Raw genomic sequence first — 15949 nt, forward strand, 5'->3', positions numbered from 1 at the left:
ATCCTTCTGACCTATGCTATGTTTACTTGATAACTCCGAGAATCTTCAGCTGATCGTCTATTTCCTTCTGAAGCATATCGATCTCTTCATCATCCTTCTGAATCTTCTGCAGCACCTCGTCCAGATCAATCTCCGGCTCTTCTTCAGTGGAGTCAACATACCGGGGAATGTTCAGATTGTAGTCATTCTTCGCAATTTCCTCCATTGTGGCCAGATGCGCATATTTTTCGATATCTTTTCGATCAATATATGCATTGAAAATCTTATCAATATCCTCTTGGCGAAGGACGTTCTTACTCTTCTCCTTCCCAAAGTCCTTACTGGCATCGATGAAAAGAATGTTACGATCTGCCTTCTGGTCCTTTTTCAGGATCATTACAATTGTCGGAATAGAAGCACCATAAAACAGGTTCGCAGGAAGGCCAATGATGGTATCAATATAGTTTTTCTCAACGAGGGCCTTGCGGATCGTTGCTTCTGCTGCGCCTCGGAAGAGTACGCCATGGGGAAGAACTATTCCCATGACACCTTTTTGTTTATCGAGGTGATATAGTCCATCCAATAAGAAGGCAAGGTCGGCCTTAGATTTTGGCGCAAGCACTCCATACTCTTTATACCTCGGGTCCTTCAAATAGGTTTCATCTGCGGTCCATTTCTGTGAGTAGGGTGGGTTCTCAACCACCGCATCAAACATTCTGGGATGGTCGATTCCATATTCATCTGGTCCGTCTGGCCAGTCACGCCCTAATGTATTTGCATTGCTCAGATGCATGTCCTGATATGCCACGTTGTGCATTATCAGATTCATTCGAGCAATGTTGTACGTCCCGGTATTCAGCTCCTGACCATAATACTTAACTGCGCCTATTTTATCTGAACCTTCAAGGCATGCACCTACCGTCAAAAGCAGTGAACCGGATCCGCATGTGGGGTCAAACACGCTGAAGGAATCACTTTCCACCTTCTTCCCGTAGGTGACGATCCTTGCTATCAGAAGTGAGACTTCGTGAGGTGTATAGAATTCTCCGCCTTTCCTACCAGCGCTGGCGGCAAACTGTTTTATAAGATACTCGTATATTTCCCCAAGAACATCTCTGCCGTTCTCGCCAATATAATCCGTGCTATCCACCAACTTCACTATACTGCTTACAGACTTGGCTCTTTCGGCTGTAGTCGTACCAAGACTGGCACTCCCAAGATTCACATCATTGAATATACCCTGAAAATCTGCAGAAGCGTTATTATTCTTAGCTGCCGCCGAATTGAAGTTATCAAACATTGACTGATAGGTCTCAGGAGTAATAACCGAATCGTCTGTCTCCTGTATGATCTTTTCCCACATATATTCAGGCTTGATTGCATAGCCAAGTCCACTGACAAGATCATCTTCAAAATCAGCCCAGCCTGTATCAAAGTTTCCTCTTCCCTCTTCTCTCACAGCTCTATCGAAGGCAACAGGAAAAGCCTCATTTTCCTTTACGCTTACAAGTTTCTGGCTGATAAGGTAGTCCTCCTCTTTGAATGACAGAAAGCGATAGAACATAAATGCCAGAATATAATTCTTATATTCTCCAGCAACCATCGTTCCTCGCAGGTTATTTGCCATGCTCCAAAGGTTGTTTTCAATTTCTTCTGTAGTCATAAATGGTTCTCCTATCAATCATTTACAAACATGTTTTGTAACAAGCCCTGTTTCAATTCTTTCAGATCATCACACTTACGCTGATGAAGAGTGATAAGGCTGTCGAGTTCTGAAAAACATTCACCGATTCTCTTTTGTTCTTCCATCTTAGGAATTTTTATAGGCATCTCTTGGGATGGTTTTAATGTAAAGTGTTTCATCGTACCACCAGCAGATGCAGTTTCAAAATAGTGTTGAGCATTCAGTGTTTCAAAATAGGTTTTAAGATATTGTCCATCTAAGCTATCCGATGCTGAAGTTCTGGCATACAAAACTGCCCCACCCTGCACATAAATAGGGCTATCAGAAGAATTAAGCATTGTTTTACCTATCTCACCACCACCATTAAAAAGAACATCTCCTTTAGCAGGTGCTCCCGTTTTATTCTTGTAAAACTCATATCTTTCATGGCTAATAAAAAGGACTCCACTGGCATCTTCATTTGTAATGTCACTTGCCCTAATATATGGAACTCCAGATTCACTCCACTCAGCATTTGGAATTCGTGCACTATCCTTAATTTCAGCAAGCTCTCCCAACTTACGCTGTTCCCAAGGAGCAGAAAATCCGGGAAAGCGTATCTCCGGAACATTCTTACCGTTGCTAGGGAACATCTTTTGAAGTAATCCCTTTTTGAGTTCTTTTAGATCGTCGCACTTATGCTGATGAAGGGTGATAAGGTTGTCGATTTGTCCTAAATACTCTCCAATTCTCTTTTGCTCATCGATACTTGGCAACATGATTGAGGTAGATTTAATGTTCTCTGCATTTATATTTGTATTAGCAGACTGCTGTACAATCTGTCGCAACTGAGTCTTAAAAGATTCTGACTGATAAAAATAACCAAAAAACTCATTTGTAACTTGTTCCATATCGAAACGAAAATCAATTAAGTAAGAGCCAAAAATAGCAGGAATATCCTCATATACAATGCCATAAGTCCCAACAGTTCCACTACGAACAATCAGAAAATCACCTACCTCTGTTTTAAATGCTTGGTAGTCTTTTTCTGTAGCATCTATCTTGGGCGTATCTTTAAGGATAAGCTTGTTTTCAGTTAAATCTGTTCCACGAAGCAAATAGTATTTTTTGTTCTCGTTATAATCTTCAGTTGTATAGAATCCCTGTTTATGAAATTTGGTTATTTCTGAAACCTTACGCTGTTCCCATTCATCAGTAAATTCCGGAAATCTAATCTTTGGTACCTTTTTTCCCATCTTCATTTACTCCTGCACGAGCTTATCTGCGATTTCGTATACTGCATTCCGCAGAGCGTTTCTGTATCTGAGTCTCCGCAGATCCTTAACCTCGGGATCCATGGCGGTCTCTGTGTACCGCAAGGAGCCCTTATAGACCAGATCGCTCATCTGTCCAGAATCATCAAGGTCCTGCTCACCATATTGATGGCTATCTATAAGACTCAAGAACTCGTCCTCACTGATGACATCGGCGATTCCCCACTTGCTCCGGAAATCTTCTATCTGCCTACCTATCAACTCACTCTTAGCATCTTCAACCACTTTCTTAACATCAAAGCCCTTATATGGATATTGCATGCGGGACTCAGGTGTCGGATAGAGCCTATCATAGATTGCATCCGCAGCCTTTTTGACTGTCTTCGAAAATTCCGGACTCTCCAGTCCATCGGCAAACTTATGTATAGCTTCTCTGGTCTCTTGGGCTTTTTCCATTTCCTCGTCATGAACCTCGTTCATGAGTTTTTCGACCAGTTCTGTCAAATACCCGTAATCTACATAAACGTCTTTCAGGTGAACCACTGTGAGATCAATATCCGATGGCGACACTTTTTCCTGCTTGGCAACAGCATGTTTCAGTTCATTTGTCAGCGTGGTGGACAGGATCTTGCTCTCATCTTCCGTCATTCCGAGATCATGTATCAGAGCGTCAGGGTTATTGTAATCATATCCTTCCGTTGTTCCGTCCTCGTTCTCCTTGAACGGATACTGTTTCAGCTTTGACAGATTTGCATTATATTTTCTCAGAGTTGCGACCATCTTCTGCTGCTGATCGCTGTCTGGCGGGATGCGGGTGAAGTCACTGGTCATCTTGCGCAGCTCCTCCGTGAGTTCCTTTGTTTCCTGCAGCAACTCTTTGTATGGCTTTGCAAGGATATCTTCCGTTCCGTCGTTACCCGGACGATTTTCCGGAGGCTGCTGATCCGCATTTTCCAAGCAGGAATATTTCTGCAGAGCATCATTCATCAGAGCTTCTGAAAGTTTAGGCCACCGATAATTGACCACCTGTCCCCATGGCTTATCCTGCATATTGTGGATACGGTTTGTTCTGGAATATGCCTGAATCAGACTGGCTCCTCTCAGTGTTCGATCTACATACAAGGTATTGAGTTCTGGTGCATCAAAGCCTGTCAACAGCTGGTTTACAACAATAACGATGTCCAAGAATTGTTTATCATCGGCGCTTCTATCCAGTCTTGATACCAAATCTTCCCGATAGCCATCGACGGTTTCCATCGAGAAGGCTGTCCCGAATTCCTTATTGTAGTCATCTATGACTCGTGACAGAGAATCGTTATTCTCCACCATGTCATCTCCATTGCTCTCATCTGACGAGAAGGTGATCCCGACTTTGAGCACGAGGCCGTTTGTCTTGGCGTGCTCCGCATTTACCCTGCGAAATTCATCATAATACATGAGAGCCATGTGAATGCTGGACTTGCCGCCACCAACGTGTGTGGTAAGCAAAGCATTATATTTTCCTTCATTGGAGCGGTTCTCCCAGTTCTTATAAATGTCCTCCACGATGGCTTTGACGTGCTTAGGGTTGTTATCAAAAATAGTCTCCTTTGTAGACAGCTCGTCGTCCATCTCCTCATCGGTCATATTATTAATCTTGTCTTGTATCTTCTCTTCTGACCAATCAGGGTATTGTTTACGGTAGAAATCCGGCAGTGCTTTCTCATAAAATTCCTTCTTTGGGACGGTCTCTTCAAAGTCCACCTTAAATCCAAGCACGTTCTTGTCGGCTATAGCGTCCCGAATCGTATATGAGTGAAGGCACTCCCCAAAAATATCGCGGGTCTTTAGATGATCTGGACCGTCATCAAATGACGGCGTGCCCGTGTAACCTATCCAACCGGAGTGCGGGAACTTCTTCTGTATTGTGGCAAACTTCTTAGTTCCGGTAGATCTGTGAGCCTCATCGACAATAAAGATAAAGTTGCGATCTGGTGCCTTAAAGCCCTTTCTGCTCGCCAGCCGCTCCAGTTTCTGAGTGGATGTGATGATAATATCATTTCTCTTCGACTTCAGTCTGGTAGTGAGCTCACCAGTATTCTTTGTGTTCGTCACCCTGCCGATGTCATCGTCATTGCTGTACTCCGGATCGTAGGCACGATACTTCTCGAAGGTGTGCCGAGTCAGCTGCTTTCGGTCGACAAGAAATACCACCTTGTCTACTCCGGGCAGCCTGCTTGCGAGCCACGCGGTCTTAAAGCTCGTGATGGTTTTTCCGGATCCGGTTGTATGCCAGATATATCCAAGCTTCTCTACTCCCATATCGCCGGGTGCTTTCTTCTTGATTTCATTCAGCACGGCCTCGGTGGCATAAACCTGATAAGGACGCATGACTCTAAGGCACTCTTCATTTCGGGTGCCGTCAAGGATCATATAGGTTGTGGACATCCGATGAGCGGCTGGAATGGATAGAAAGTAGTCCGCAAACTCCCGCCATTTATTGATGCGGGTATGCTGTCTGTCATTTTTCTGCCAGTTGAAGGCAAAATCCTTGTTGAAGTGGTCTGATGTAGTATTTGCCATGTACTTGCAGCTGTAAGGTGTCATGGCAACAAGGATCTGTAGCGTAGAAAAGATGTCGGTATACTGCCGCTCAGCTATGTACTGGTGCATCTGATTCAAAGCCGTATTCACGTCTATGTTCTCGGCTTTCAATTCGATCTGAATGATGGGAAGTCCGTTGATAAGCAGGGTTACATCAAATCGTCGACTTGGCTTTCCGATGATCTTTGCCTGACGCTGTATCTGATTGACAACCTGATAGACAGTATTCCCAGCGCCAATCTGGTCTTGATCGAAAACGGTCAGGAAAACATGCCTGCCATCATCCAGATCTACCTCCACCTGAGACACTCCGTTGTAACCATATAAAAATTGCCCGGCCTGATATGGTGTTGACAGGTTTTCAATGATCTTCTTTACCTGAGCAAATTCGGTGAAGCTCAACGGCCTGTCCAGCTTGTCCTGATTGTTCCTGTAAAGGATATCAGCAAAGTTTTCCCATAACTGATCGGTGGTCTTGATATCCTTTCTGTATTCCCACAGCTTTGTTTTTGTCACATGGGTCTCGTCGGACTCTCCGATTTCGCCCGTCGACAAAGCTTCTATTAGCTTGTCCTCAAAATCCAGCTCTCCAGCCATTTATTACCTCTGTCATTCTTTGTCTATTTTTTGTCTAAGCTTTTCCAATACATACTGCTCTCTTAATACCAAGATCTGTGATCGCAGGTAAGTGAGGTGTTTCTGTTTAAGATAAATATCCCCGATCTCACGCTGTTTTCTTATATCCGGCAATCCGGACAACGGTAAAGTCATAAGCTGTGAAATGGCGATCTTCTTAGCTCCAAGGACGTGCTTTTCGAGAACCCCCGTCTCGTTGAGTAGAAAAAGAAGATATTTTTTATCTATGCTTTCATCCGGTATAAGAGTCACGAAGTTCTGTGTGATCAGGAATCCTGAATGCTGCTCTGATACGATTGCTGCCTTTCTGGTGATCAGGCTAAAAACAAGATCCCCTTCTTTTATCGGCTCCATGTCGTCCATGGTCCTCACCTGGGTTACTTTGGATAGATCCGGGTCGGACTCAGCACCTGCAAGGTCTGTCAGGATGTCATCTGCTGTGTAGTAATAATATGTAGGAGCCTTATCATCTCTGCTGACATTTATTCGATGCTGCGCAACACCGGCTTTGATGGAAACCAGCTTCTGCATCTCGATTGGCTCAGTTTTACGCATGGTCTCTACCTCATACTCCTTTAAATCTCTTATTTTCCAGATCCCATTATAACTTAAATATCTGCCGCTATAAAGTCTTTGTTGTAATTTGGTACAATTACGGTCTGCATTCTGGCATCCGCATCGCCAAGTCGTTGTCGGTTTTGGAGTTCTGCTAAATTACATTTAATAATTTACACTTTCCTATTGACACCAATGTGTGTCGGCAGTATATTTAGAGTGTAGATGATATCTGTAATTTTCGAAAACTTCAAAATGAGGTATGCCAATGAAAAGATCGACTGTTAGAGAAAGCCCGTCAAACACGTCAAAGGGAATCGTTTACCACTGTCCCTATTCAGGAAAGCAGTGCCCGCTTCATAAAAGCTGTCATGTGGTGACGACCTCAAAGCCACTGCACGAAGCCCTGAGTGTGAGACAGAAATGCCCCGCCAATGGCAAGCGGGAAATCGAAATTCAGATCGGTGAAGCCGCCTGATTTCTTCTAAAAACTGAATATTGTTGTGATACTCGCAAGTAAGCCACTTTGATGCGCTATGTTGCAGACCAGCTGACAGACCGGGGTTCTCCCGGCTGTCTCTCTCTGTAATCAATGCATCAAAGTGGCTTTTTGTTGTGGACGAACAAGGCTTTGGCCCGATTCCGGAAACGGACCTCATGCCCGTCGTCTATATCAAGAAATCAAACCACTTATAGGCCTTCGGTTAAATGGGTCGCGTCGAAGGCTGCACCACTGCTCCAATTGTCCCGTCCTACTGCAGATAGGCGGAGCACACGTCAGGCGGAGCAGATTACTGACGACCCGGGCTTAGCTTCGTGTGCTGGCCTAGCCACCGTTATCGAAAATCGGGTGAATCCCGATGGGTGGCAAAAATGAAAAAAGTACATAAATTGCGGTCGCTCCATCGTGTTCACCCCACCACCAAAAGAGGCGAACATCATGGAAAAGAACGTAACTATTGTTAAAACCGAAATCGTAACAATCAACACTCCCGAGGGCAAGCCGTATAGCAGTGTTACTCTCGAGACACTTTCAAACGGGAAAGTGATCCGCAGGGCACCTAAAGGCTATCTGCTGTTTCCTGTCAGCGTCGAGACAATGATGAGCTGGCATTTCCAGTCTCTGGACCCGAGGCTGATCACAACCTGGCATAAGGGCAGCAAGGTCGAGCGCAGCTACATGTTTCCTGTCAAGAAGGATATGTATTACAAGTTTATGCGGCCTGAATGGCGCGAGGTGAAGAAGCATGAGCGCGAGTGCAAGTGCATGGTCACCGGCCAGAACGGTGTCCCGATGCGTTGCCCGAAGGCATCCTGCAAGGGCTGCCCGAATGCTGGAAAGAAGATGGAGCTTTGCGCCCCGATCCCTCTCGATACCGTCGCGGGTAACATTGATTGGCTCGTGCACAACGGGTTCGACTCGACCAGCGAAACTGCCATTGGCCATGTCATGAGAGAGCAGTTCCTCGACTATCTGAAGGGCATCGAACCTAAGCTCCCGAAGATCGCAGTTCTTCTTGATATGGGCTACAAGGCAAAGAAGATTGCGGCTATGCTCGGTATCAACAAGAATACCTTGTATTCCGACATCAAACGGATCAGAAGACTCTGGAAGAAGTTCAACGCAGACTAATAGCACCGAGGGCGGTACAGCATCACACCTGTACCGCCCTCTTTTCATACCTTCGTGATGGCGATCTGCCCGTCCTTACACTGGACCTTCACCTTGTCACCAGCTTGGATGCCAAGCTCTTCCAGCCATTTGCCAGTCAGGTTGATCTGCGGATACTCATGGTATCTGGATTGCAGTCCATGATAGGTAGTCTTGGTTCGTGTCCCGACGGTGAGCGTGCGTTCTTCTTTCATTGTAGTCCTCCTTGGGATGATCGTGTACCGAGCGGTACAAAGATGTGAGAAATGTGTCCGGCATGGATTACCGGAAGATGTGTCTACCGTACCAAAGGATGAGAGTGAGCGCAAGCACTATTTCTGTCCGGTACTTTTATATATGCCGGAAAGAGATGATCTCCTCAGAAAAATAAAGAAGACAGGCGTCATACCCCGGTGGATGTTCCGAAGCGTGATGCCTGTCGTGATTATGTGTGAAAATTGATGCATAAGCACCGATATTGGGATAACGCATTCATCATGTTTCTATTCAACCGCAATAAAAATAGGCTATAACCGAATTGCTACTTGGATAGATGAATACAGCAATTGCCTTCCCCTTTACATCTTCTTTCGGGTCGTAAAGCATTCCTTTGCTTCCGGCTGAATAAAAATTATCTTTCTGGCCGGGATCCGGCTTTGGAATTTTATTATAATCCGTGTATTCCGTCCCACTCCATGTTATTGATTGGGTATTATCTTCACTCCCATCTATTGAAGTCCCTTTACCACATAAGAGCGCATTGCTGTTCGTTACCTTGTTTGCCTCCGCAAAAGTCAACAGTTTCCCATCAGTCGGATCATAGATATAAGTCTGATCCTTAGATTTTGAATCAAAGTCAGTATCCATCAGCTTATAACATCCCGCTGCATAAGCGGGCCTGAGGTTTGCAAGATCGACTGCTTCCCTGCTCTTTTCCATCTGAGAGGTGAAGATCGGAATGCTGATGGCTACGAGTACAGCAATAATGGCGACCACGATAAGGAGTTCTGCAAGGGTGAAGCCTTTTCTATTCTTGTTTATCAGTGTTCGTCTCCTTCCTTATGTTTCACGGAGTAATCGTACTCAACGGCATATTTATATCATCCCAGCTGTAAAATGTAGGATTTTTTATATCTGTACCCTCAATGTAATAACTTGCTCCACTGCTGAAGTGCAAATAGCGAAGCCTAACGGCCCCTTTTGCGGAGCTGAACGGCCGCAATGCGGAGCGAGCGGCCAGCCCTTTCCCACCTGATGCTCTGAACTTCTACCCTCATAATGGAGTTATGCCGCGATTGTGCGGTAAATACTTCATGAAGGAGGGCAGATATGCTCGACTATAAAACTATCATTACCCAACGATACGCCCTGCACATGTCCGGACGTCAGATTGCTGACACCCTGGGCGTAAGCAAATCAGGAGTCAATGACTTTCTGAAAGCTTTTGAGACATGTGAGACACTCTCTTATCCGCTTCCCAAAGGAATCACCAACTACGGGATTTACAGTCAGGTCTATGGAAAAACTGATCCCGTCTGTGCTGACTCTGGATTTGTAATGCCGGATTACAGTTCTGTTGACAAAGAGCTGACAGGCCGGAAGAACATGACACTGATCTTTCTTTGGGGCAGATATAAGAATCAATGTATCGCCGATGAGGCTAAGTTCTATTCTTACAGGCAGTTCTGTTCCAGATACGCAGACTGGATTCAGAGCCACAGCGAATCACTGCATTTAAACGCAGTGGCAGGTGAAAAGCTTGAGGTTGATTTTGCCGGTAAGACTTTCGAAGTAATCGACAGCCTCACCGGAAAAGCCCTTACGATTGTTGTGTTTGTATCAGTCCTTCCATACTCGCAGTACATCTATGCCGAGGGAATGCTGTCCACGAAGGAATCCGACTGGATCTGTGTCAACAACCACATGCTGGAGTTCTTCGGCGGAGTAACCCCGCTGGTAGTCTGCGACAACTGCAAACAGGCTGTCACAGCGAATAAGGACTGGATCGAGCCTGAACTCAATAAGGATTACGCTGAATGGGCTGAACACAATGGTACTGTAATCATGCCCGCAAAAGTCAGACGTCCCCGCTACAAAAGTTCCGTTGAGAACTCCGTCGGGATCCTCGAAAAGGGTTTCTTCCACGAATTGGAGGATCTGCAGTTTTTCAGCATTGAGGACTTTAACAGAGAACTTTGGATCCGGCTGGATAGGCTGAACAGGCGGACCCTTGCCGGTAAGGATTACAGCCGGCATGACAGATGGCTGGAAGAAAAGAATACTTTATTGCCCCTTCCCTCCGTGCAGTACCAGTACACGGAAAGGAAAGAGGCAAAGGTATCCAGCGACTTCCACGTACGCTTTGACAATGCTTATTATAGCGTGCCGTATAAGTACGCGCATAAATCTGTCCTTATCATGGCTACAACAGGTACGGTGACGATAACATCCCGCTCTGGTGAAGTACTCTGTGAATGGCCCAGAGCACACAGCAAGGGTCTCTGGCAGACAAACCCGGATCATCTTCCTGCCGGATATAAGGGTACCCTGGAATGGAATGGGCCGTATTTCAGGCAGAAGGCGGCTGCTGTTGGTCCTTATACCTCCCAGGTCATTGAGGGGGTCCTGTCCAGCCGTAAATACGAGGTCCAGACCTACCGCCAGTGCGTCGGCATCCTTGGATATGCGAAGAAATACAACAAGAAAACACTGGAAGAATGCTGCCGCCAGGCAGTCGAATCAGGAAGAGTGTCTTATACCTTCATTCGGAACTCTATTCCAGGTGTAGCTGCTGAAACAATGGATACCGCAGACACAGCCAGGATTAACGAAGAAAAGAATCAGGGTGCGTTTCTACGCAGCGCGGAAGCCTCGAACTTGAACAGACTCCTGGCAAGAAGCAGGAATCTCATAAAACAGGAAGGAGGCTGTACCGATGACAACAGGTGACGCACTCCTTCTGGATATCGAAGCACAGATGCAGGATATCGGACTTCCGCTGATGGCCAGGAAACTTGACCAGATTTACCGGTCCCCAGATTATCTGACCCGCGATAAGCTAAGCCTGATCTCGGATATCCTTGCTCCTGAATACCAGGACAAAACGTCCAAGAGGCTTAATAACAGGATGAAGACGGCAAAACTGATCGGCACACCCTGCGACATCAGAAAGTGTACCGATAGCAGTACGAGGCAATACACACCGGCAGGATCTCCTCGGATTCTATCTTCGTTGAAGTTTATTGAAGATGGTCTGAATGTCTGCATCCTGGGAGCATCAGACAGTGGAAAAACGTATCTAGCCAAAGCAATCGGAGTAGCTGCATGTGAAAAATACCGTGTCAGTTATAACCGCTGCGATGAGTTCCTTTCAGGGCTTGTCACACTTAAGCAGAGAGACTACGCAAAATACGAACGCAGGATAAGGAAAATCTTGAATTTCCATCTTCTGATCATTGACGACTTCCTGCTGAATACAGTCACCGATGAGAGGGAGATCAAAGTCTTGCTGGAAGTTCTGGAAAAGCGGATTGAGTTGTCAAGGAGCACGGTCGTCTGTTCCCAGAGGGAACCAGACAAATGGAAGGCCATGATCATGAACGATGCAGTATCTGCTGACGCAATCCTCAAGAGGGTCACCAAGCATTATATCGTGATGATCCAACTGAAGAACTGAATTAGGGTTATCTGGAGGGCGGCCGTTTTGATCCGCCAGGCGGCCGCTGGTCAACGCATCAGTGGCCGATGCCCTCCGCAAATTGCAGCTGAAGATAATGACGCCGCAGAATGAATTATTAACTTTCTTCTGCATCTCCTTAAGTGCGCTCATGTCAAACCCTGCCTGTTTTGCAACCGCTTTCCACATCGTGCCAATATCCATCTTATTTGTTGAACCATTGATGCTGACTTTTGTTCGATCAGCAGCTTGTAAGCCGTTGTTACTGGCGCTTAGCTGGTAAACGCCACCATCGAGATAAGGAGACAAGCCCACTCTGTTACCACTTGTTGACTTCTGGTAGTTATAGAGCATCAAGACAATCGCTGTTCTTGGATCCGTTATTTGAATGGTACCGTCAATCATCGATGTCGCCAATGCAGAACGAAGCGTACGGCAATTATCAACATCTACTGCTCGTCTGCTCTTCTCCAGCTGCTTGCTGAAGATCGGAATACTGATGGCCACGAGCACAGTAATAATGGCGACCACGATGAGGAGTTCCGCGAGGGTGAAGCCTTTTCTATTCTGTTTATTCTGTTCGCCCTTCACTTGAAACATCCCCCTCTTGCTCAATCAATTCCAACACACAAAGATTGCGGAACAACTGCCATCTGCCTCGATGTAGCAGACCCAGAACGGATAGACACGATCTGAGAGGAAGGTCGATCCATATTCGAGATCATCATCCACAGTCCACTCAGATATCTGTTTAAATCTAGGTTTACGCTTTCCACCATCACTATGATACTTATATAGCTCTTCCGAAAGGATCCCACCGGCACTATGTCTGTATGTAACACCCTTTATTGCAGTTGGGTCACTCTTTGAATAGCCGAGGTCTTCGATCTTCCCTGTTTTACAGTCATACAACAGGTAGATGCGGCCATCCATAATTTTCTCATTTCTTACCTTCTCTAGTTCACTATCGTCTGCTTCATAGTAATACTGTACTGAAGCGGAAACAGCTGCTCTTGCATTTGCCTGATTAGTTGCAAATCTCGCCTTCTTTAGCTGCTTGCTGAAGATCGGAATGCTGATGGCAACAAGCACAGCTATGATGGCAACCACGATAAGGAGCTCCGCCAGTGTGAAGCCTTTATTCTGTTTTCTCTTCACCTGCGATCACCTCCTCCATTTTGGTTGACAAGAAAATCAAATCATCTCAGATATGAGCACTCCAAGATATGCTCCATATATAACCAGTACAACTGCAGCAATCAACGCTCCCGCTGTGAAGGATCTTTTCTTTCTCCATTGCGCCTTGATAATTGTCGTCATTAACAGGCTGAGCACAATGCCAAAAATAATGCCGCCGACATCATAATGCACCTTCACTCCGACAATGAGCGATACGATCGCAAGAACACAGCCAAAGACACTAAGTGGGAATTTCTTACCGGACGAATTCTTTCCAGCCTTATTCGACGAGTAAATATACCCGCCTTCCGGAAACTCCTTTCGAAGCTTGGAGATCGGCGTCCAAGACCCCGATCCCTGTTTCACCAAGGTGCTGTCATTAAGCGTATGCTCCCGCATCAACCGGCAGATGTTGTCCTTGTCACATGGGCCGAAGTCATGTCCGTTCAGCATGTAATGCCAGCCGAGGGAGTTCCGGTACTTCAGCCCAGCTGTCCTATATTCTTTTTGCCTCTGGTCTCGCTGGTACCAGTCTCGTTCTTGCATCCCCATAGTACTACCTTAATCCCAGTCAAACAGACCGGTCAATAAAATCAGTTCAGAAAAATGACTTATTGTGCAATCAATTCGCGCACAGGTTCATAAATCCGTGGAAAATAGGCTATTTACGCGCAAATGTGTAGGCTCTCGCGGAAGATCTGACCAGAGATAGATGAACGTCAAGAAGTTGACCTTCAACCATTGCGCGGAATAATTTGAATTATGCGCGTAGGTTCATAAATCTGTGGAAAACAGGCTATTTACGCGCAAATGTGTAGGTAGGCACAGAGGGCATGGACAGGCGCGCGTAATAGCTTATGATATGAAGAAACCCTCCAGATTGCTCCGGAGGGCGTTCAAAAATGCTAAGCTATTATTTATTAATGACCAGTACCACTACCAGATCCTGTACTTGACCCATCTTTATTATACGAAGCATTAGTACCGTTATCCTGAGGTGTTACTTTCACTCCATTAGCAGAAATGGTTACGTTAAATTGCTTAATAGCTCCGGTTGCCGATGCTCCGTAATCTATCGCTGCTACATCTGTAGTATTATTATTAACTGTGAAAGTACCCTTCTCAACATCGTAAGTTCCGCCCTTTACTGTATCATCCTCCAGATATTCTGCTGAGGCTGCTGCGTACGCAGCTCTTGCGTTTGCTTGGTTTGTAGCTCTCCTAGCCTTCTCGAGCTGTGCTGTAAAGATCGGAATCGAGATCGCCACCAGAACGCCGATGATTGCTACAACAATCAGCAGCTCAGCAAGAGTGAAGCCTTTTTTGTTTTTTCTCATTCTTTTTAACATTGAAATCTCTCCTTCTCACTATGTTATATAGGATGAAAATAGCTACTTGGGTTGTTTTATATCAACCCCACTTAAATGATACTTTATACCATGCGAGAGGTTAAATCAAGCTTTGAAATGCCGGAAAATAGCCAATCTTTGTTGGGTGTTTCGACGGGTTATACAAGATCGTGAGTTTCCTTTTTCAGGCACTTTACATCATATTGTACATTGTAAACATTGGCATATAGATAGCGATGACGATAAAACCGGCGAAGATGGCTAGGAAAACGAGCATCGCAGGTTCGAGACGGGCGAGCATGTCCTTTGTGGCGGTGTCTGATTCGCTTGTGTAGAAATCGCCGATGACTTCGAGGGTGTTGTCGAGGTCACCTGTCTCCTCCCCGATCGCGCACATTTCCTTAAGGGTGTCAGGCAGGCCGTCGACTTTCCGGATACATTCGCCGAGCGGGCGTCCTTCCTCGATGCGGCCGGTCATATCGCTGATCTGGTTAGAAAGGACGGCATTGTCGATTGTTTTCGCTGTAATGTCGACAGCGCGGTCAACAGTCAGGCCGGATTTGAGCAGGATGCTCATGGTATTGGCGAACTGTGCCGCTGCATTCAGGCGGTGTAGTTTACCGATAATCGGTGCACGAAGCTGAAATTTGCCGTGGATGATGGCGCCCTTCGGTGTCTTGTTATAGAGACAGATGAAGACAATAAAACCGACAATAATAACACCGATCAGTGCCCAGTATTTTCCGAAGAAGCGGGATATATTGATCAGGATCAGGGTGATGATCGGGAGTTCTCCTCCGAGTTCATCAAATGTTTTTGTCAGTGATGGCACAACCATCGTCATAACAACGATCAGAACGATAATGGCGATCGCAACAACAAAGGCCGGGTAGCGCAGGGCGGACTTGATTTTGTTCATGGTCTTGTACTGCCTTTCGTAGTAGACAGCCATTTCCTCGAAGGATTTATCGATATTTCCAGACTCCTCCCCGGCCTTGATGGTTTCAATGAAGGTGACCGGAAGCTTCGGGCAGTTCCGCACCATGCTGGTCGAAAGGGCACTGCCGCTGGAAACGTCCTCGGCGCAGGCCAGGAGCATCCGGCGCAGCAACTTGTCCTCCGTCTGCTGGCCGATCATTTCCAGGCATCTTGCAAGCTGGATGCCGGACCTGAGCGTGATGGAGATCTGTTTGCACATGACAGACAAATTCTTGATATTCAGGCGGCTCCCGATTTCTGCATTTAGGATGCTCTTGCTATCCTTCACCTCAGAGATGCTCTCGATAACCGGCGCTGTCTGACGGACTTTGTTGGCGGCTTCCAGGACGGTCGCAGCCTGCACGACACCCTTGACGGCCATGCCCTCTGGGGTGCGCGCCTTATATTGATATGTTGCCATATTCT

The 15949-nt window shown here is 46.1% G+C and carries 14 protein-coding genes and 1 pseudogene; 4 read left to right on the forward strand and 11 right to left on the reverse strand.

The genetic code is table 11. The annotated features are described in order from the left end of the window. Window positions 1–22: 22 nt before the first annotated feature. Genes ACTQ1N_RS03985 through ACTQ1N_RS04000 form a run of 4 tightly spaced genes read right to left on the reverse strand, consistent with a single transcriptional unit; the run spans window position 23 to window position 6690 of the window. Entirely contained in the window at window positions 23–1642 is a 1620-nt protein-coding gene (locus ACTQ1N_RS03985) for a type I restriction-modification system subunit M (RefSeq protein ID WP_441954850.1), read from the reverse strand. 14 nt (window positions 1643–1656) lie between these two features. Beyond that, window positions 1657–2898 carry a restriction endonuclease subunit S gene (locus ACTQ1N_RS03990; protein WP_441954852.1) on the reverse strand — a complete coding sequence of 414 codons (1242 nt, stop codon included), beginning with the start codon at window positions 2896–2898 and terminating at the stop codon, window positions 1657–1659. Window positions 2899–2904: 6 nt separating this feature from the next. Next, window positions 2905–6096, reverse strand: coding sequence for a type I restriction endonuclease subunit R (locus tag ACTQ1N_RS03995; RefSeq protein WP_441954854.1), 3192 nt, complete (start codon window positions 6094–6096; stop codon window positions 2905–2907). A 12-nt stretch (window positions 6097–6108) separates the two neighbouring features. Then, window positions 6109–6690 (reverse strand): hypothetical protein, encoded by a 582-nt coding sequence (locus ACTQ1N_RS04000; protein ID WP_441954856.1) that lies wholly within the window; start codon window positions 6688–6690, stop codon window positions 6109–6111. Window positions 6691–6958: 268 nt separating this feature from the next. Here ACTQ1N_RS04000 and ACTQ1N_RS04005 point away from each other — a divergent pair, with 268 nt between their 5' ends. Both ACTQ1N_RS04005 and ACTQ1N_RS04010 read left to right on the forward strand, forming a co-directional pair. Beyond that, window positions 6959–7168 (forward strand): hypothetical protein, encoded by a 210-nt coding sequence (locus ACTQ1N_RS04005; protein ID WP_441954858.1) that lies wholly within the window; start codon window positions 6959–6961, stop codon window positions 7166–7168. 462 nt (window positions 7169–7630) lie between these two features. Next, window positions 7631–8323 carry a hypothetical protein gene (locus ACTQ1N_RS04010; protein WP_441954860.1) on the forward strand — a complete coding sequence of 231 codons (693 nt, stop codon included), beginning with the start codon at window positions 7631–7633 and terminating at the stop codon, window positions 8321–8323. 44 nt (window positions 8324–8367) lie between these two features. Here ACTQ1N_RS04010 and ACTQ1N_RS04015 read toward each other — a convergent pair whose 3' ends face one another. Then, on the reverse strand, window positions 8368–8556 hold the full coding sequence (locus ACTQ1N_RS04015) for a SymE family type I addiction module toxin (protein ID WP_279198699.1): 189 nt from the start codon (window positions 8554–8556) through the stop codon (window positions 8368–8370). Window positions 8557–8848: 292 nt separating this feature from the next. Further along, window positions 8849–9385 carry a type IV pilin protein gene (locus ACTQ1N_RS04020; protein WP_441955052.1) on the reverse strand — a complete coding sequence of 179 codons (537 nt, stop codon included), beginning with the start codon at window positions 9383–9385 and terminating at the stop codon, window positions 8849–8851. Between the two features lie 285 nt (window positions 9386–9670). Here ACTQ1N_RS04020 and istA point away from each other — a divergent pair, with 285 nt between their 5' ends. After that, the gene (istA, locus tag ACTQ1N_RS04025) at window positions 9671–11290 is read left to right on the forward strand and encodes an IS21 family transposase (RefSeq protein ID WP_441954862.1); all 1620 of its coding nucleotides are present in this window, start codon (window positions 9671–9673) and stop codon (window positions 11288–11290) included. Continuing rightward, window positions 11277–12017, forward strand: a complete 741-nt coding sequence (locus ACTQ1N_RS04030) for an ATP-binding protein (RefSeq protein WP_441954864.1) — start codon at window positions 11277–11279, stop codon at window positions 12015–12017. Before istA ends, ACTQ1N_RS04030 begins: the two co-directional genes overlap by 14 nt. Before the next feature lie 504 nt (window positions 12018–12521). On the opposite strand, the pseudogene ACTQ1N_RS04035 reads toward ACTQ1N_RS04030, so the two are convergent. The 5 genes and pseudogenes from ACTQ1N_RS04035 to ACTQ1N_RS04055 all read right to left on the reverse strand — a co-directional run. Further along, window positions 12522–12617, reverse strand: a pseudogene (locus tag ACTQ1N_RS04035) (prepilin-type N-terminal cleavage/methylation domain-containing protein); the annotation flags it as partial. Between the two features lie 15 nt (window positions 12618–12632). Continuing rightward, window positions 12633–13175, reverse strand: a complete 543-nt coding sequence (locus tag ACTQ1N_RS04040) for a pilin (RefSeq protein WP_441954866.1) — start codon at window positions 13173–13175, stop codon at window positions 12633–12635. Window positions 13176–13211: 36 nt separating this feature from the next. Further along, window positions 13212–13742, reverse strand: coding sequence for a DUF4339 domain-containing protein (locus ACTQ1N_RS04045; RefSeq protein ID WP_441954868.1), 531 nt, complete (start codon window positions 13740–13742; stop codon window positions 13212–13214). Window positions 13743–14116: 374 nt separating this feature from the next. Further along, window positions 14117–14545 carry a type IV pilin protein gene (locus ACTQ1N_RS04050; protein WP_441954870.1) on the reverse strand — a complete coding sequence of 143 codons (429 nt, stop codon included), beginning with the start codon at window positions 14543–14545 and terminating at the stop codon, window positions 14117–14119. A 193-nt stretch (window positions 14546–14738) separates the two neighbouring features. Next, entirely contained in the window at window positions 14739–15944 is a 1206-nt protein-coding gene (locus ACTQ1N_RS04055) for a type II secretion system F family protein (protein WP_441954872.1), read from the reverse strand. Window positions 15945–15949: the final 5 nt, after the last annotated feature.

The sequence above is a fragment of the Porcincola sp. LCP21S3_C12 genome, from assembly GCF_052118625.1.
Taxonomy (GTDB): domain Bacteria; phylum Bacillota; class Clostridia; order Lachnospirales; family Lachnospiraceae; genus Porcincola.

What these genes read in the sequence shown, in the direction of transcription:
- ACTQ1N_RS03985 (WP_441954850.1), bottom strand. Translation starts at nt 1,642, where the DNA reads ATGACTACAGAAGAAATTGAAAACAACCTTTGGAGCATGGCAAATAAC.
- ACTQ1N_RS03990 (WP_441954852.1), bottom strand. Translation starts at nt 2,898, where the DNA reads ATGGGAAAAAAGGTACCAAAGATTAGATTTCCGGAATTTACTGATGAA.
- ACTQ1N_RS03995 (WP_441954854.1), bottom strand. Translation starts at nt 6,096, where the DNA reads ATGGCTGGAGAGCTGGATTTTGAGGACAAGCTAATAGAAGCTTTGTCG.
- ACTQ1N_RS04000 (WP_441954856.1), bottom strand. Translation starts at nt 6,690, where the DNA reads ATGCGTAAAACTGAGCCAATCGAGATGCAGAAGCTGGTTTCCATCAAA.
- ACTQ1N_RS04005 (WP_441954858.1), top strand. Translation starts at nt 6,959, where the DNA reads ATGAAAAGATCGACTGTTAGAGAAAGCCCGTCAAACACGTCAAAGGGA.
- ACTQ1N_RS04010 (WP_441954860.1), top strand. Translation starts at nt 7,631, where the DNA reads ATGGAAAAGAACGTAACTATTGTTAAAACCGAAATCGTAACAATCAAC.
- ACTQ1N_RS04015 (WP_279198699.1), bottom strand. Translation starts at nt 8,556, where the DNA reads ATGAAAGAAGAACGCACGCTCACCGTCGGGACACGAACCAAGACTACC.
- istA (WP_441954862.1), top strand. Translation starts at nt 9,671, where the DNA reads ATGCTCGACTATAAAACTATCATTACCCAACGATACGCCCTGCACATG.
- ACTQ1N_RS04030 (WP_441954864.1), top strand. Translation starts at nt 11,277, where the DNA reads ATGACAACAGGTGACGCACTCCTTCTGGATATCGAAGCACAGATGCAG.
- ACTQ1N_RS04045 (WP_441954868.1), bottom strand. Translation starts at nt 13,742, where the DNA reads ATGCAAGAACGAGACTGGTACCAGCGAGACCAGAGGCAAAAAGAATAT.
- ACTQ1N_RS04050 (WP_441954870.1), bottom strand. Translation starts at nt 14,545, where the DNA reads ATGTTAAAAAGAATGAGAAAAAACAAAAAAGGCTTCACTCTTGCTGAG.
- ACTQ1N_RS04055 (WP_441954872.1), bottom strand. Translation starts at nt 15,944, where the DNA reads ATGGCAACATATCAATATAAGGCGCGCACCCCAGAGGGCATGGCCGTC.